Here is a 15,705-nt window from a genome sequence, read left to right on the forward strand (position 1 = left end):
CACCGTTTAAATCCACGGAAGCTCTGCTAAGCTCAGCACAACGTCACTTTTAACGCAAATACCCGGAAATGACCGCAACCCTTTTCCAGATTCTGGGCGGCCTCGCCCTGTTCCTGCTGGCCATGGAAATGATGACCAACGGCCTGAAAAGCGCTGCGGGACAGCAGTTGCGCCACATGCTCGGCCACTGGACCAAGACGCCACTAAGAGGGTTCGCGGCAGGCGTTCTAATCACCGGGATCGTTCAGTCTTCCAGCGCCGTCACGGTTGCCACCATCGGGTTTGTCAACGCCGGCTTACTGAGCCTTGCGCAATCACTTGGCGTTGTCTTTGGCGCAAACGTCGGCACCACCATGACCGGCTGGCTGGTAAGCTTGGTGGGGTTTGGCTTCAAGATTGAGGCTTTTGCCATGCCTCTTCTGGCCGCCGGGATGGCGATGAAATTACTGGGCCGAGAACAGCGAAACCGGTCCCTGGGGGAAGCACTGGCGGGGTTCGCGCTGTTTTTCCTGGGGCTCTCGATACTCAAGGAATCCCTCGGCCAGTTAACCCTCGGCTTTGACAGCACAGAGGTCCTCGACAGTGGTTTCGGCCTGCCACTTTTCATTCTCTTCGGGTTTCTCGCCACCGTTCTGATGCAATCCTCAAGCGCAGCCCTGGCCATCATACTCAGTGCGGCAGCCAGCGACCTCTTATCACTACAGGACGCTGCCGCTGCCGTCATCGGAGCCAATCTCGGCACCACTTCCACCGCGGCCATTGCCGTTCTCAAGGCAACAGCCAACGCCAGACGCCTTGCCCTGGGCCACGTTATTTTCAATCTGGTAACCGGCACTATTGCGGTGCTGATTCTACCGCTGATGCTTTGGCTGGTGACCACCGTTACAATCTGGCTGGCACTCGACACCAACGCCGCCATGTCCCTTGCCATTTTTCACACCCTTTTCAATCTGCTTGGCGCTGCCATCATGCTTCCGCTGTTGCCGAGGTTTGCGCGGATTCTTGGCCGCCGGTTTCGGAGCCGGGAGGAAGATAGCGCCGAACCTCGCTTCCTGGACAATACTCTGATAACAACGCCTGAGTTGGCTGTTGGCGCGGTAGACCAGGAAATGAAGCGTCTGCTGGGCATGAGCCGGGGATTGTTGCGGGTATGCCTGGACCGGGAAGATCTGATGCCGGATCAGATCCGCGCCAAGTCAGAAGCCGTTCTGAGTCTTAACAACGCGATTACCGAGTACGTCTCCCGGCTGCGCGCTGAAAAAATGCTGCCATTAACCGTGGATACCCTGACCCAGACCATTCGCACCTGTCGGTATCTCGCCGAGGCCACGAATCTGGCTCCGGCACTCCTCCAGTTGCGGCGCGCCTGGAAACTGCCGCAGTTAACCCCGCTCTCGGCAGAAACGGAACGTTTTATGGGGCTGCTCCGGGATATGGTAGCCTCGGAGGCAGTATCAGCGGAGACGTTCGGGGAAACCGAAAAGGTCTACCACGTACTCAAATCCCGAATGCTTGCCATGATCGTGACACGGGAATTACCTGCGATTGCCGGGGAGCGAACCCTGGACGATCTGAGCTCGGTGCGGCGGCTCTTTGATCAGTGGTACAAGTCCCAGGCCTGGCGCCCTTCGTCCGTTCTGCTCAACGGCGATCTTCAGTCAGAGGGACCGGAAAACCGGACGTAACAGTTACGCCCCCTCTGTTTGGCCTGGTACATGGCCTGATCCGCCTGGCGCAAAAGCTGGTCACCTTCCAGATCAGCGGCTTGCGAGAATAGTGTGTAGCCAATACTGCCCGATACTTCCACGCTGTGATCCATCACCCACGTGGGCTCCGCTATCCGGCCAAGCAGACGTACCAGCAAACCCTGTAGCGCTGCCTCATCCTGGACATTCATGACGATGGCCGCGAACTCGTCACCTCCCAATCGGGCCAGGGTGTCCTCTTCCCTGAGCACAGCGCGCATTCGTGAGGCAATCTCAACCAGCAACTGGTCGCCTGCCTCGTGGCCGAAAGCATCATTGACCGGCTTGAACTCGTCAAGATCAATATAGATCACCGCAAGTTTGCCACTCTGCCGGCGAGTCAGGGCCATGGCCTGCTGCAGGCGGTCGGAAAACAGCACCCGGTTTGGCAGCCCCGTCAGGGCATCGTAGTGGGCCATGATCCGAAGTTTCCGCTCCTGCTCCTTCAGGCGCGTAATATCGCTGAAGATTCCGACAAAATGGGAGACTTTGCCGTGATCGTCACGAACGCTGCTGATCGTCATCGAAAGGACCAGGGGCTCACCGCTGTGACGCCTGGCGGCAAACTCACCGGACCAGAACCCCTGTGCACAGGCACTGGAAAAAACGCCACTGCCCTCATCCAGCGGCAAGGGTGGTAAACGCTGAATGGTCCGCTTCCGTGGGCGACCTGTGATGGCAAGATAGGCATCGTTGGTATCGATCACCATACCGTGGCTGTCCGTAATGAAGATCGCCTCACGGGCGTATTCAAACACACTCGCGGCAAGGCGCTGACGCTGCTCGGCCTGTTTCCTCGTTGTGATGTTGTACCAGGAGCAAAGGATAAAGGTTTCCTGCTCACCCTCACCGTGAACCGGCGCCATGGTGACATCCACCCAGACCTCAGAACCGTCGGAGCGGTGGAGCAGCCACTCAAACTGCTCTACATGGCCATCACCCACCCGGGTATTTATCTGCTCCATTTTCTGCCGGGATATCTGCCCATCAGGCTGAAATTCGGGAGAGAAGACCGCAAGATCCTTCCCGTACAGTGAAACGCTTGTGGTGTACCCCAGCAGATCGGCCGCTGCACGGTTGGTATCGACAAAGACACCCCCCTTTATAAGCAACGCCGGCTGTGGCCAACCAGAAATCAGCCGTCTCAGACGTTTCTGTTCCGACGCGAGCCGACGCTTGCTCTTGCCGAGCCATAAGGAGCTGGCAAGCAACAGAATAACCAGAACCGCAACCGTGAAAACCCAGAGACGATACTGGTGCAGAACATCCAGCCAGGTGACCCGTGGCATCTGGTCGTAGGGTGCCACGCGCAGCGTTCGGGCCAGGTATTCCACGGACTGATAATCCGCGGGCGGGGAAAACCCGGTAATGCCGGCCGCCACCGCAACTTCGTCTTCCGGCTCAATGGCAAACAGCGCCGATGCAACCCGGCGGACAACTCGTTCGTCTACGTGGGGCAAAGCCACCAGCGGCCACTCCGGGTAGAGGCGTGTGGAGACAACGTAGGGAAAACCCGCCAATTCCTGCCGATTCAGGATTTTGATTTGCGTAAAAAGATCGGGGTTGGCTTTCGCCATTTGCTCCAGAATGCCGGTGCGCACAAAACCGACATCCGCATCGCCTGCCAATACCGCCCGGACCACCCTGTCGTGAGTACCGAGAAACCGAACCAGATTCACCTTGCGGATATCAATGCCGTTATCCTGCAATTCCAGAACCTGAGCCTGGTATCCACCCAGAAAATGCATCCCCGGCGCGGCAATGCTTTTGCTCCGCAGATCCTCAAGGCTGTTGATGTCCTGGTGCCGAGCGCCGGTGAAAATGACGCCGCCAAGGCTGGAAGTGGAACGGTTTCCGGAACGTCGGACGAGAGTAGCCAATACGCCGGTCAGGCTGCGTTCACTGCGGATCAACAGGAAGTGACTCGGATTGGTCAGAAAAAAGTCCAGCTCGTTCGCGGCAACTGCGCGATTCATATTGCCCTGACTGAGCACTTCCAACCTTACCTCTGAGCCCACCTCGCCGGAGAGGTAACGGGCCAGAGGCTCAAAGCGCTCACGGATAATGTTGTCGGGCCGATAGGCAAAGATACCGAATGTCAGTGTTTCCCGGGCACTGGCAACGGTGGCGGTCAGGCACCCGGTGGCAACCAGTAGCATCGGGATCAGCGAACAGCGGCGAGCCTTCAAGGCAGACTCCTGGGGAGAAAAGACGGGTCACTCAAACGCTCAAAGCCGGGCTCGTTCCGGATCATTCCCGTTCTGAGCATCAGCTTCGACAGAGAACGGGCCATGGTTTCCACCCGCCCTCCCTGGGAAAGATAACGCTGGTTCGCTGCGAGGTCCGGCAGCATCACAGTCGCCAGCGCACTCTGAACATCCTCCGGTCGTATACCCTGATGGTCTGCAACCCGATACACCGCATCGTGCATGCTACGAACCAGATGCCGTAACCCTCTGAAGTGGGCCATGACAAGATCCCGAACGGCATCCGGGTTTCCGTCCGCTGTTTCCCGGGTGACCACCAACAGATCAAAAATGGTTTCCGGAATATCACTGCTGTCAAAAAGCCGGATCCCACCTTCCCGCTCCAGTCGGGTCGCAGTCGGCTCATAAGATACCGATGCGTCGACATCACCCCGGGACCAGGCCTCCGCATGCTCGCTGACAGGCAAATCGACCGGGACGACATCGCTCCGGCCAAGACCTGCCAGCTCAAGAATTTTCAGCAACATGATGCCGGAGACTCCATTGACTTCAACGGCGATCCGTTTACCCCGGAGTTCCGCCAGCCCGGTAATAGAAGGCCGGGTAATCAGGGCATCCGCACCGGCAGACACATCGGTTACGGCAACAACAACCAGCTCGGTACCTTCCGACCAGACCCGGATGGTTTCATCCAGCGTTAGCGCTGCGCCATGGAGCTTGCCTGACAATAGTCCGGCCATGGAATCCTTGGAGGAGGCGCCGGAACTCAGAACCACAGACCCCGGCATCCAGCCGAAGTCCCGGGCCAGATACAACGGTTCGTACCCAATCCATGGATGGACCCCGAAGGCCAGGGGATCGGACCTGTGGCAACCGGACAGTCCGGTCGCAAAGAGACCGGCGGCTATCGATAAACCAAGAAAGTCACGGCGCAGCATCGGGTTTCCGGGCAAAGTGGAGACAGTTAACTTTTGTCGATGGACGGTAGTTTACTGTGTGACATATTACCGGCAAAACCGCAACTTGCCTTGCAACGTGTCAATTTATCCCAGAGCCAGAAACACCCCCATCAGCACTGGCGACAGAAACGAGAGCAGAAAGCCGGAGGCAATGGCCACTGGAACGCAGGCCAGGCCACCGCTGCTTCGGATCACCGGTAATGTGAAATCCATGGCTGTTGCACCGCCGTAGCCAATCGCCATTGCCGGCCGGCCGGCAATCAGCAGGGGAATGATGGCGAGTGCGACAATCTCCCTGAGAACGTCATTCAGGAAAGCAACACCGCCCCAGGCCGGACCCAGGGCATCGCCAATCACGATACCGGACAGCGAATACCAGCCGAAACCGGACACCAGGGCCAGGGTATCGTGCCAGGACAGGCCCAGCCACGGCATCAGCGCAACTCCTGCCACCAGTGAGCTTAGCGTCAGAGTAAGCGCGATACCCAGACCCTGGCGGTTCATCAGCAGCTTGCGCAGTGACAGGCCGGCGTTGCGCAACTGGAGCCCGATGAGAAAAAGCAGCAGCATCAGAGCCCAGGTGGCTACCTGTTCCGCCATCGGCATGTCCGGCAACAGGTAATATCCGGCAAGCAGGCCGGCCATCACCGCCAGCAAGGGTTTCAGGCCGGCGAGAAACAGCCGGCGGTAACCCGGACTGACATCGCCCTCCGGACGCTCAACCGCCATCGGCTGCCAGCGGTGGAACAGCCAAAGACCAACCATGTTTGCGACAAACAGGACCAGCACCAGTGCCAAAACCTGTGTTGCCATGCCACCAAGCTGGGCCGCCAGGCCCTCCATCTGGCCGAGGCCAAGGCCGAGCAGCGCCAGGATGAAACAGACCAGTGTCTCGACCGTATAATGAATCACCGTCATGAGCCTGCGATTTTCAAGGGAAAGGGCAAACCCCAGGAACAGGGGCGCCAGGATAAGCAATGCTCCGGTCAGCATGGTGTCCTCGAAAGGGGGAAAGGAGGCTATCAGGCCAGGGGATCGAACTGGTCGGAATCGGCGTCAGGTCTGCCTGCCTGCTCGCCCCCGGCCGTCCCGATCCTTCGGGCCAATCGCTGGGCAGTAACGGACCAGACGGCATAATCGCCAGGGCGGGGCTCATAACCCTTGCCCATCATAGTGCCCGCGACACTGCGCAATACCGATTCGGCACGGGCCTGGGTTTTCCAGGGGCCACGGCAGAATTGGCCGTCGGGGCGACCCTGGTCTGGCCCTGCCAAAGCCACCAGCCCCCAGAGACCGTTGCCGACAGGGCGGATGTGCAGCTCTATACGATGGCCATCCCTGACCATCACAAGCTCCCTGAGCGGGCCGCGACCGTGAAAATAGTGGAGTTTCATGGTGCCGGCCGATCAGTGCAGAACATGGCCGGACCGTTCCTGAACCAGCACCCAGGGCGCGACAACCACCGCCCATAGTTCGGCATTGCGGTCGTACCAGGCTTGCGCGATGTCAGGCGCAACCTCGCCAACCTGGCCCTCAGTCATCCACTGTTCAAAACGGGGCTTGTTGTCGGCTGCCAGTTCGGTAGCGACCTTCAGCAGATCCAGCTCCGGGGCCACCATCACCACCTGGCCCCGGGCAAAATAGGTTTGCAGGTCATGCCAGTGGATGCGGGAGGTCTCGAGATTCAGTTTCGCTTTCAGTTCGTCCCGGGACGGGGAGGATGACATAATTACCTCTTTCATCAAACGATGGAAACGATGGCTCAGACCGGCCAGACTACCGGAAATTGTCCCCTGCCGCATCTGCCAGAATCTCGGCGATCTGTTCTGCCAGGGTCATGGGGTCGAATGGCTTGGGATCTGGCCGCTGCCCCAAGCTCCGGCAAGCCAAAAGTGCCCGCCGAACCAGAGAGCCGAGACATCGCCGCTTATCTGTGAAGCGAAGCCAAATCAATTCTCCTGATGAAGGTGTTTTGCCACACATGCAAAATCCACTATTCTCCGCCCAATGAAACCAGGTTTGTGCCCGCCCGGATCTGACTGGAGCCGGCACCGGTCTTGGCCTGGCCATTACCCGGGAGCTGGCCACGCTGATGGATGGCGAGGTGGGCTACTATTATCAGCAGGGCGCGCACTTCCGGGTGGAGCTGCCCGTAACGGATACTGAAACGCCGGAAAGCGGAGGCCACCATGAAAACGCCTGATCTGCCGCACGATGAAGCGCATCGCCTGTCAGCCCTTGATGAGCTTGCGCTTCTCGATACACCGCCGGAGGAGCGATTTGATCGGCTTACCCGGCTTGCGGCCCGGACTTTCGGCGTTCCGGTCGCCCTGGTGTCGCTGGTCGACCGTAACCGACAATGGTTCAAGTCACGGTATGGACTGGAAACCCCGGAAACCGCCCGGGATATTTCCTTTTGCGGCCATGCCATTCTTCGCGAGGAACCCCTGGTTATCGAAAACGCCCTGAACGATGAGCGGTTCGCCGATAACCCATTGGTGACAGGGAATCCGAACATCCGATTCTACGCCGGTGCCCCGCTGCACGACCGGCACGGTCACCGGGTAGGTACCCTGTGCGTAATCGATAACAGACCGAGGACCTTCACCGGGGGCGATAAAGCCACCCTGCGGGATCTGGCCGATCTGGTTGAACGCGAATTCGGGCTCGGGGAACTGGGCAACTACTACGAAGAGCGCAATCGGGCCCTGAACATTCTGACCGAGGTCGCCCTGGATACGGAGGGCGATGCCGGCCAGAGAGCCACCAGAGCATTGGAAATTGCCTGCGACTACCTAGGCCTTGAGACCGGGATCGTCAGCCGGATTACCGGCCGCGCTAACACCGTTCACTGGCATTTCACGCGCCTGGAAGGAACCCTTGCCAATGGCAACACGCTTCCCCTGGAGCGCACTTATTGCTCGCTGATGCTGGAAACCGGACAGGTTCTCGCCATAGACAACATGGGCCAGTCGCCTTATCACGCTCACACGTGCTATCAGGTCTTCGGCCTGGAAAGCTACCTGGCTGCGCCCGTCTGGATTGACGGCGAAATTTTCGGGACCATCAACTTCTCCGCCCGGCACCCCAGAAGCCGGCCGTTCAGTGCCACCGAGAAAATGTTCGTCACCCTGCTGGCACGCTGGGTTGCCGATACCATCTATCAGCAGCAGCATTCGGAAACCCTGAACAAGCTGGTAACCCAGACACCCGGCATGCTTTACCAATACCGGCTCTGGCCCGGCGGCCACAGCACCTTTCCCTACACCAGCCCCGGCATTCAGGACATTTATGACGTCACTGCGGAGGAAGCCGCGACAGATGCAGCTCCAGTATTCGGGCGAATTCACCCGGAGGACCTTGCCGGCGTTTCAGAATCCATTCGGGTCTCCGCTGAAACCCTCGGTAACTGGCAACATCAATACCGCATACGCTGGAAAACCGGGGGCTGGCACTGGGTTGAAGATCAGGCCAAGCCCGAAAAGCTGCCCGACGGCAGCGTCCTCTGGCACGGCTACATTGCCGACATTAACGAGCGCCACAAGATCGATGAAATGAAAAACCAGTTCATCTCCAATGTGAGTCATGAACTGCGGACACCGCTTACTTCGATTTCAGGATCACTGGATCTGATTCTGGGCGGTGTCACCGGGCCGCTGACCGAAAAAACCATCCAGATGCTGGACATTGTCCGGCGCAACAGCGATCAGCTCAGACACCTGATAGACGACCTGCCCGATATCGAAAAGCTGTGGAGGTGAGGCATCAGGGGCCCGGTGTGCCGGAGAATAATGTCCGGGACCGGGCATTCCAGAAGTTTGCCCAGGCGAACGCTGCCGGTTTTTTGTAAGCCAGCCAATCTTCAGGCTGGCTTACGCTCAGGCAGACTTGAGCATTTCCCGCACCACATAGTGCAGGATACCGCCATGCCGGTAATATACCGCCTCGTTGGCGGTATCGATCCGTGACTTCAGCTCACAGGTCTCGGTTGAACCATCCTTGTATTCCACGGTCATCTTCAGGGTCTGGCCCGGCTTGATATCGCCCGACAAGCCTTCGATGCTGATGGTCTCCTCACCGGTCAGTTTCAGGCTCTTGCGGTCCGTGCCTTCGGGGAACTGCAACGGCATTACGCCCATCCCGATCAGGTTGGAGCGGTGGATGCGCTCATAGGATTCGGCCACTACGGCTTTCACGCCCAACAGGCGAGTGCCCTTGGCGGCCCAGTCCCGGCTGGAACCGGTGCCGTATTCCTTGCCGGCAATCACCACCAGCGGCGTACCCTGCTCCAGGTACTTCATGGCAGCGTCGTAGATCGGCATTTGATCGCCGGTGGGCACGAATTTGGTGAAACCGCCTTCCACGCCATCGAGCATCTCATTCCGGATCCGTACGTTGGCGAAGGTGCCACGCATCATGACTTCGTGGTTGCCCCGGCGGGAACCGTAGGAGTTGAAGTCTTTCGGCTCGACGCCATGCTCCTGCAGGTATTTACCGGCAGGGGTGTCCGGCTTGAAGGAACCGGCCGGCGAGATGTGGTCGGTGGTTACCGAATCGCCCAGCAGCGCCAGGATGTTGGCGTTCCTGATATCCTCGATGGCTTCCGGCTCTTCACCCAGGCCTTCGAAGAACGGCGGATGCTGGATGTAGGTGGACTTGTCGGACCACTCATACACCTTGCTTTCCGGCACCTTGATCGATTTCCAGGTGGCGTCGCCGTCGAAGACTTCCGCATACTCCTTGCGGAACATGTCGGTTTTCACCTTCTCCACGGCCTCGGCAATCTCCTGCTGGCTGGGCCAGAGGTCTTTCAGGTACACCGGATTGCCGTCCTTGTCCGTGCCCAGGGAATCCTTCGACAGATCCAGACGGACGTTGCCGGCCAGCGCATAGGCCACCACCAGGGGCGGCGAGGCCAGCCAGTTGGTCTTCACCAGCGGATGCACCCGGCCCTCGAAGTTGCGGTTGCCGGAAAGCACCGAGGCCACGGTCAGGTTGCCATCGTCAATCGCCTGCTCCACTTCCTCGGGCAGCGGCCCCGAGTTACCGATACAGGTGGTGCAGCCGTAACCCACCAGGTTGAACCCCAGTTTGTCCAGATCGTCTTGGAACCCCCCTACCCGAAGGTAGTCGGTGACCACCTTGGAACCGGGTGCCAGTGAGGTCTTCACCCAGGGCTTGGTGCTCAGACCTTTCTCGACGGCTTTCTGGGCGATGAGGCCCGCGGCCATCATCACGCTGGGGTTGGAGGTGTTGGTACAGGAGGTAATAGCGGCAATCACCACCGCGCCCGGGTCCAGCCGGAACTTTTCCCCGTTCATGTGAAGCGGCTGACTGGACGGGTGCTCAAAGTAAGCGTCCTGGGCGCCAACGGCTGTTCCACCGCCCTCGGACTCAAGATTGGCCTCACGGTTCTCGGCAGGCCCTTCGGCAGTCTCCATCAGCAGCTCGAAAGACGATTTCATATTCTTCAGGGCGACCCGGTCCTGGGGCCGCTTGGGCCCGGCAAGGCTGGCCTCCACCTCGCCCATGTCGAGCTCCAGGCTGTCGGTGTACACCGGCTCATGGCCCGGCTCGCGCCACAGCCCCTGGGCCTTGGCGTAGGCTTCCACCAACTCGAGCTGGTCGTCCTCACGGCCGGTCAGGCGCATGTACTTGATGGTTTGCTCATCCACCGGGAAAAAACCGCAGGTGGCGCCATATTCCGGAGCCATGTTGGCAATGGTGGCCCGGTCTGCCACCGGCATGTCTTTCAGGCCGTCGCCGTAGAATTCCACAAACTTGCCCACCACGCCTTTCTTGCGCAGCATTTCAGTCACGGTGAGCACCAGATCGGTGGCGGTGATGCCTTCACGCAGCTTGCCGGTGACCTTGAAGCCCACCACTTCCGGAATCAGCATGGAGACCGGCTGGCCCAGCATGGCCGCTTCGGCTTCGATACCGCCGACACCCCAGCCGAGGATGCCGAGGCCGTTGATCATGGTGGTGTGCGAGTCAGTTCCCACCAGGGTATCCGGGTAGGCAATGGTCTTGCCACCCTGCTCATTGTGCCACACGGTCTTGCCAAGGTATTCCAGGTTTACCTGGTGACAGATACCCGTACCCGGCGGCACCACACGGAAGTTGTCAAAGGCCTGCTGTCCCCAGCGCAGGAACTCGTAGCGTTCCTGGTTGCGCTCCATTTCGATGGCCACGTTGTCCCTGAACGAGGACGCATCACCAAACCTGTCCACCATCACCGAATGGTCGATCACCAGATCCACCGGCGACAGCGGGTTAATCATGGCCGGGTCCTTGCCCGCGGCCTTAACCGCTTCCCGCATGGCGGCCAGGTCGACAACCCCGGGCACGCCGGTGAAATCCTGCATCAGGACACGGGCCGGCCGGAACTGGATTTCGGTCTCGGAATGGCGGTCTTTAAGCCACTGCACCATGGCATCGATGTGGCTCCGGTCGACCGTAGTACCGTCTTCGTTGCGCAGCAGGTTCTCCATCAGCACTTTCAGGGAAAAAGGCAGACGGTTGAGATCGCCTAGGGTGTCCGCTGCCTTGGGCAGGCTGTAGTAGTGGAAGGTCTTACCGCCAGCATCGAGGCTGGAAAGGGTATTCAGGCTGTCTTTGCTGAGACTTTCATTCGACATGTGGTGCCTCCTTTTTCGTCGTTGTCCGCGCACTCCGGAAGGCTTGTTGAGAAGCCCTTTCATCAGCGTCCCTGCCGGAAAGCCGCCCCGGAACCGGACAACAGACTGATGGAAGGACTCCCGAAGGAATAGCCATCTTTAACTATTGCAGCAATTTGCGAGAGTTCAACCGCTGGCTGCTGAATGTTCGGAATGCGTACGGTGAATATCAGACCAATGTCGGACAACCTGCCGGGTTGAATACGCCCGGAATCTGACAATAGCCTGCCTGTTAACTGGTTTGCTGCGATCACCCGCGACATCTGTCATCATGAGCTACCGATTTTCTGATGGACCGGGACACGCGCACCTGTGAAACACGATTGCCACTACCACCCGGGCGACCCCGCCAAATGGCACTGTGGAGAGTGCCAGATTCACTACTGCAGCCGCTGTATGCCCGATGCCGACACCCGGCAGCGCCGCGCACTCTGCCCCCACTGCAACAAGGCCATGCGTTACCTGGGGGCGGCTACTGAAGTGGTACCCTTCTGGCAACGACTCGGTGCGTTTTTCCGTTATCCCTTTCATACCGATCCACTGATCGTTGTCTCCATTTTCACCCTGGTGCCGGTGATCGCGCCAGCCAACCTGATTGGTATTGTGATCTGGCTGGTGCTCGCGCTTGCCCTGTTCAAGTACACCTATGCGGTCATCAATCACACCGCGGAAGGCCACCTGAAACCACCCCCGGTGTCCGTCGCGTTCACCGGCAGCGGTTTTGACATTGTCATCCTGCAGCTATTGGTTTTCGTTCTGATGGGCGGACTGGTGACTGCTGCGGCCATGCTCGGCGGCCCGATCCTGATGCTGCTGGCCCTGGCTTTTGTGATCCTGGCGCTGCCGGCCAGCATCATGGTGCTGGCCATGGAGCGCTCGGTGGGGGCGGCGGTGAATCCGATGAATCTGGCGGTGCTGATTTCCAGGATTGGCTCACCGTATTTTCTGCTCTACGGTTACCTGATCCTGCTGACCCTCGCCTCCGGCGCCGCCCAGGACTTTGCCGTCAGTCATTTCCCGGTGTGGGCGGCCCGGCCCCTGGCCGGCTTCCTGAACAGTACCTTCACCCTGATCCTGTTCCACATGCTCGGTTACCTGCTGTTCCAGTATCAGGAAGAGCTGGGATTTGCCTCGGACATTCAGGATGAAGCCGCCGGCCAGGATACCCATCAGCGGGATCGTACCGCACGTTTCGACGCAGACATCGACATGAACCTGAAAGACGGCAACTACGACCGGGTTCAGAGCATGCTGAAGGAAGCCCTGAAGCGGGACCGGGACAACGCCCTGCGGATCGGCCAGCTGTATCAGCTGCTCACAGCACGCAACGATACCGCGGAGCTGTACCGCTATCACCCCAGAATCCTGGGCTGGCTGGCTGACCGCAACGACGGTGAAAGTATTGCGGCCCTGCTGAACACCCTGCAGCAGGCAGAACCGGGTCTCAAGGTTGAAGATCCCGAACTGTCCGTGCGCTGTGCCCGGTCTTTGTATAACCGGGGCCAGTTCAAACCGGCTTTGAGGCTGCTGCAGGATTTCCATAAGCGCTTCCCGGACAGCGAACAGCTGGCGCCGGCGTACCTGCTGGTGGCCCAGACTCTGGCGAACGGTTTATCCCAGTGGGAAAAGGCAACCGCCTTCCTGACATTTATCCAGAAGCGATGCGCTAGTCACCCACTACAGGAGCAGATTGCGACTTATCTCAGGCAGGCGGAGAACCGGGAACCCCTGAAGGGGCCAAAGGCCCGCTTCAGCGTGTCGGAGTGAGTGGATTCGGAAGCGACAATCAACGGAAACCGGTACCCCAGGATGGGGGAACCACGGACAGCTCAAGAGAGACACCGGACCTGCTTCACAAACCGCGCCCTGATGAGCTATTCTGGTTTTTTTGATATTTGGCAAGGCTGAGATCTGAGTGGTCGAATATTCTTTGCCCTTCCCGTAGCAGTAGGTGGCTTATGATTCGTAGTTCTCGCCTGAGGAATCTGGTGTTGGCGCTTGGCCTGACAACCTCCTCCCTCGCACTTGCGGGTTCGACAGACGATGCAATGGACCAGCTTAACGCCATCATGGCGGATGATGAGAAACGGCAGGCCAGCTACGAGGCGGGGCACGACCGCATTCGATTCTGTGGTTATTGCCATGGCGAGGATGGCAATAGCAAGCGGGATTACATTCCGAATCTCGCGGCACAGCATCCGCTATACCTCTTCAACCAGTTTGAAAAGTTCCGGGCCGGCACCCGCGAAGACTATGTGATGTCGAAACTGGCGAAGACGCTTTCGCTGGAAGAGCGGATTAACATCGCGGTTTACTACAGCCAGCAGACTGCCAAACCCCGGACCGGTAGCGACCCGGCCCTGGCAGAAACAGGCGGAAAGCTATTTGCTGGGCGGTGTGCGGCGTGCCATCAAAAAGACGCTCAGGGCTTTCGTGATATGCCGCGGCTTGCGGGGCAGCCGGCGGAGTATCTTGAGATTGCCTTGGAGCGGTTTCAGGACATGGATCCCGAGAAGCAAAGCACGCCCATGATTGGGATCGCCGCGACTTTGTCAGAGGGGGATATTAAGGCTTTGGCTGAGTATCTGACGGAGAGGTAAACCCGCGTAGCTCCATAATGAGCGGGTGGGAACGGAAAACCAGAAAACGCCCCCTGGGGATCGTTTTCTGGCCTGAAGTTAACACCAATTATGGCGGATCAGAACTTCACTCCAGCCCACAACCAGGCCTTGTCCGTATCGACACCAAAGTCATCGGCCGAGAAACTGGCGAACTTGGCGCCCACACTGCGGTTCTCATCAATGGCATACGTCGCCCGAAGACCGAGTTCGCTGCCATAATCAACACTATTCCTATCACTACTGAAGTCCCGATAGACCACCATCAGCTTGACCCCGTTGACCGAGGTCGCAACGGACGCATGGATATCCTGCAGGCCGTCCACCGGGGTTACCAGGAACTGATCGGTCCAGCCGTTCATGGCGTGAAGCGTCGCCAACGGTGTCTGGAACGCATTGCCGTCATCGGAGCCGAGGGTTTCCACACCCGCCTTAAACGTCACTCCCAAGGCTGCTAGTCCTGCGTCCAGGAGCCAGTAGTCCACATCAAAACTTTGGGGATTGTCCCCGTAGTCGCTCTGGCGCGCATACTCAAGTGTGTAAACGGCCTTAACCCCCTCGGTAATGGCCGTTCCTCCATCGAAACGCAAGCCAAGGGTCTGCGTAGACAAAGAGGGTAAATCGGTAAAGTCCAGCAGGTAGCCGTAACCCGTCACCGTGCCTGCTGCCAGCCCCTCATACTGAACATTGAGCACCGGAGCACGCATGCGGAAATCACCCACCGGACTCGCATCTGAAAAAATTCGATTGGCATTATACAAATAGCCTGCGGTTATCCGTGTATCCCGAAGCGAGGTGTTAATGGCGGTGAACCCGTCAAAGGTCTGCTCATTCTGACGCCAGCCAACGTTGCCGATAAAGCGATGGTTGTCCAGCGCAAGACGCTGACGGCCGTAGGTCAAGGTCGTATCCGCCAGACCGCGATAGCGCAGGTAGGCCTGGTTGACCTCGGTTTCTGTAGGGTCGGCCACCACCGAGTGGTCAACGGTGCCGTTGACGGTGCTGTTGTAGTTCTCATCACCTACCGCAGTGACGTTCTCAGCCTCCATGAATAACTCGAACCCCTGATACTGAGCAGTGCGGTAACCCAGGCGTGTGCGGATGGTGGAGGCTTGGGCATTATCAAGCGGGTTGTCCTGGTCGACAAACTCGTAGCGATAACGAATATCAGCCGACGCTGTGCCAGAGGTCAGCGCATCGGTAATGCTTTGCGACGCCACCGGAGTCGCTGTCGAGACCAATAAAATGCCGAGCGGCAAAACCGGCAGCGACAGTTTCCGGGCGCGCGAACTGAAGAGCAGTGATCGTTTTTTCATCGGTATTGTACCTTGTGTGCTGGCTAACGGGTTGCTGACAAACAGAAGCGGATGAAGCTGTGCGAGTCTAGGGCGCTTCAAACCGTACCAACCTTGATGAAAGTCAGCCGAGAGCTCTGACCACCCGGTAAACGGCATATAACAGACCAAAATACCTATAAATAATAACAACCTACCCAC

12 protein-coding genes are annotated in these 15,705 nt (G+C 58.7%); 5 read left to right on the plus strand and 7 right to left on the minus strand.

Annotated features, from left to right (window positions below; translation table 11 throughout):
• The first annotated feature begins 68 nt into the window (after window positions 1–68).
• Window positions 69–1,685: a Na/Pi cotransporter family protein gene (locus D0851_RS11135; protein ID WP_117618720.1), complete on the plus strand. Its 1,617-nt coding sequence runs from the start codon at window positions 69–71 to the stop codon at window positions 1,683–1,685.
• Here D0851_RS11135 and D0851_RS11140 read toward each other — a convergent pair.
• From D0851_RS11140 to D0851_RS11160, 5 genes are all read right to left on the minus strand, one after another.
• Window positions 1,655–3,934: a PhnD/SsuA/transferrin family substrate-binding protein gene (locus D0851_RS11140; protein WP_227539264.1), complete on the minus strand. Its 2,280-nt coding sequence runs from the start codon at window positions 3,932–3,934 to the stop codon at window positions 1,655–1,657. The two genes, D0851_RS11135 and D0851_RS11140, sit on opposite strands and share 31 nt — an antisense overlap.
• Window positions 3,931–4,890: an ABC transporter substrate-binding protein gene (locus D0851_RS11145; protein ID WP_117618721.1), complete on the minus strand. Its 960-nt coding sequence runs from the start codon at window positions 4,888–4,890 to the stop codon at window positions 3,931–3,933. Before D0851_RS11145 ends, D0851_RS11140 begins: the two co-directional genes overlap by 4 nt.
• Window positions 4,891–4,995: 105 nt before the next feature.
• Window positions 4,996–5,904, minus strand: coding sequence for a lysine exporter LysO family protein (locus tag D0851_RS11150; protein ID WP_117618722.1), 909 nt, complete (start codon window positions 5,902–5,904; stop codon window positions 4,996–4,998).
• Window positions 5,905–5,933: 29 nt separating this feature from the next.
• Entirely contained in the window at window positions 5,934–6,305 is a 372-nt protein-coding gene (locus tag D0851_RS11155; RefSeq protein WP_117618723.1) for a hypothetical protein, read from the minus strand.
• A gap of 12 nt (window positions 6,306–6,317) precedes the next feature.
• On the minus strand, window positions 6,318–6,638 hold the full coding sequence (locus tag D0851_RS11160; protein WP_117618724.1) for a DUF2288 domain-containing protein: 321 nt from the start codon (window positions 6,636–6,638) through the stop codon (window positions 6,318–6,320).
• A gap of 365 nt (window positions 6,639–7,003) precedes the next feature.
• On the opposite strand from D0851_RS11160, the gene D0851_RS21065 reads away from it, so the two are divergent.
• Both D0851_RS21065 and D0851_RS20810 read left to right on the plus strand, forming a co-directional pair.
• Window positions 7,004–7,114 carry a hypothetical protein gene (locus D0851_RS21065; RefSeq protein ID WP_341580806.1) on the plus strand — a complete coding sequence of 37 codons (111 nt, stop codon included), beginning with the start codon at window positions 7,004–7,006 and terminating at the stop codon, window positions 7,112–7,114.
• Window positions 7,101–8,672, plus strand: coding sequence for a GAF domain-containing protein (locus D0851_RS20810; RefSeq protein WP_117618725.1), 1,572 nt, complete (start codon window positions 7,101–7,103; stop codon window positions 8,670–8,672). Before D0851_RS21065 ends, D0851_RS20810 begins: the two co-directional genes overlap by 14 nt.
• 117 nt (window positions 8,673–8,789) lie before the next feature.
• On the opposite strand, the gene acnA is transcribed toward D0851_RS20810, so the two are convergent.
• Window positions 8,790–11,552 (minus strand): aconitate hydratase AcnA, encoded by a 2,763-nt coding sequence (gene acnA, locus D0851_RS11170; protein WP_117618726.1) that lies wholly within the window; start codon window positions 11,550–11,552, stop codon window positions 8,790–8,792.
• A gap of 351 nt (window positions 11,553–11,903) precedes the next feature.
• Between acnA and D0851_RS11175 the strand changes: the two genes are divergently transcribed.
• Together D0851_RS11175 and D0851_RS11180 are read left to right on the plus strand one after the other, a co-directional pair.
• Complete coding sequence (locus D0851_RS11175) at window positions 11,904–13,358, plus strand: hypothetical protein (protein ID WP_117618727.1); 1,455 nt, start codon at window positions 11,904–11,906, stop codon at window positions 13,356–13,358.
• 191 nt (window positions 13,359–13,549) lie between these two features.
• Window positions 13,550–14,191: a c-type cytochrome gene (locus D0851_RS11180; RefSeq protein ID WP_117618728.1), complete on the plus strand. Its 642-nt coding sequence runs from the start codon at window positions 13,550–13,552 to the stop codon at window positions 14,189–14,191.
• Between the two features lie 98 nt (window positions 14,192–14,289).
• Here the strand turns inward: D0851_RS11180 and D0851_RS11185 are convergent, their stop codons facing one another.
• On the minus strand, window positions 14,290–15,525 hold the full coding sequence (locus D0851_RS11185) for an alginate export family protein (RefSeq protein WP_227539265.1): 1,236 nt from the start codon (window positions 15,523–15,525) through the stop codon (window positions 14,290–14,292).
• Between the last annotated feature and the right edge of the window lie 180 nt (window positions 15,526–15,705).

The organism is Marinobacter sp. Arc7-DN-1, from assembly GCF_003441595.1.
Taxonomy (GTDB): Bacteria; Pseudomonadota; Gammaproteobacteria; order Pseudomonadales; family Oleiphilaceae; genus Marinobacter; species Marinobacter metalliresistant.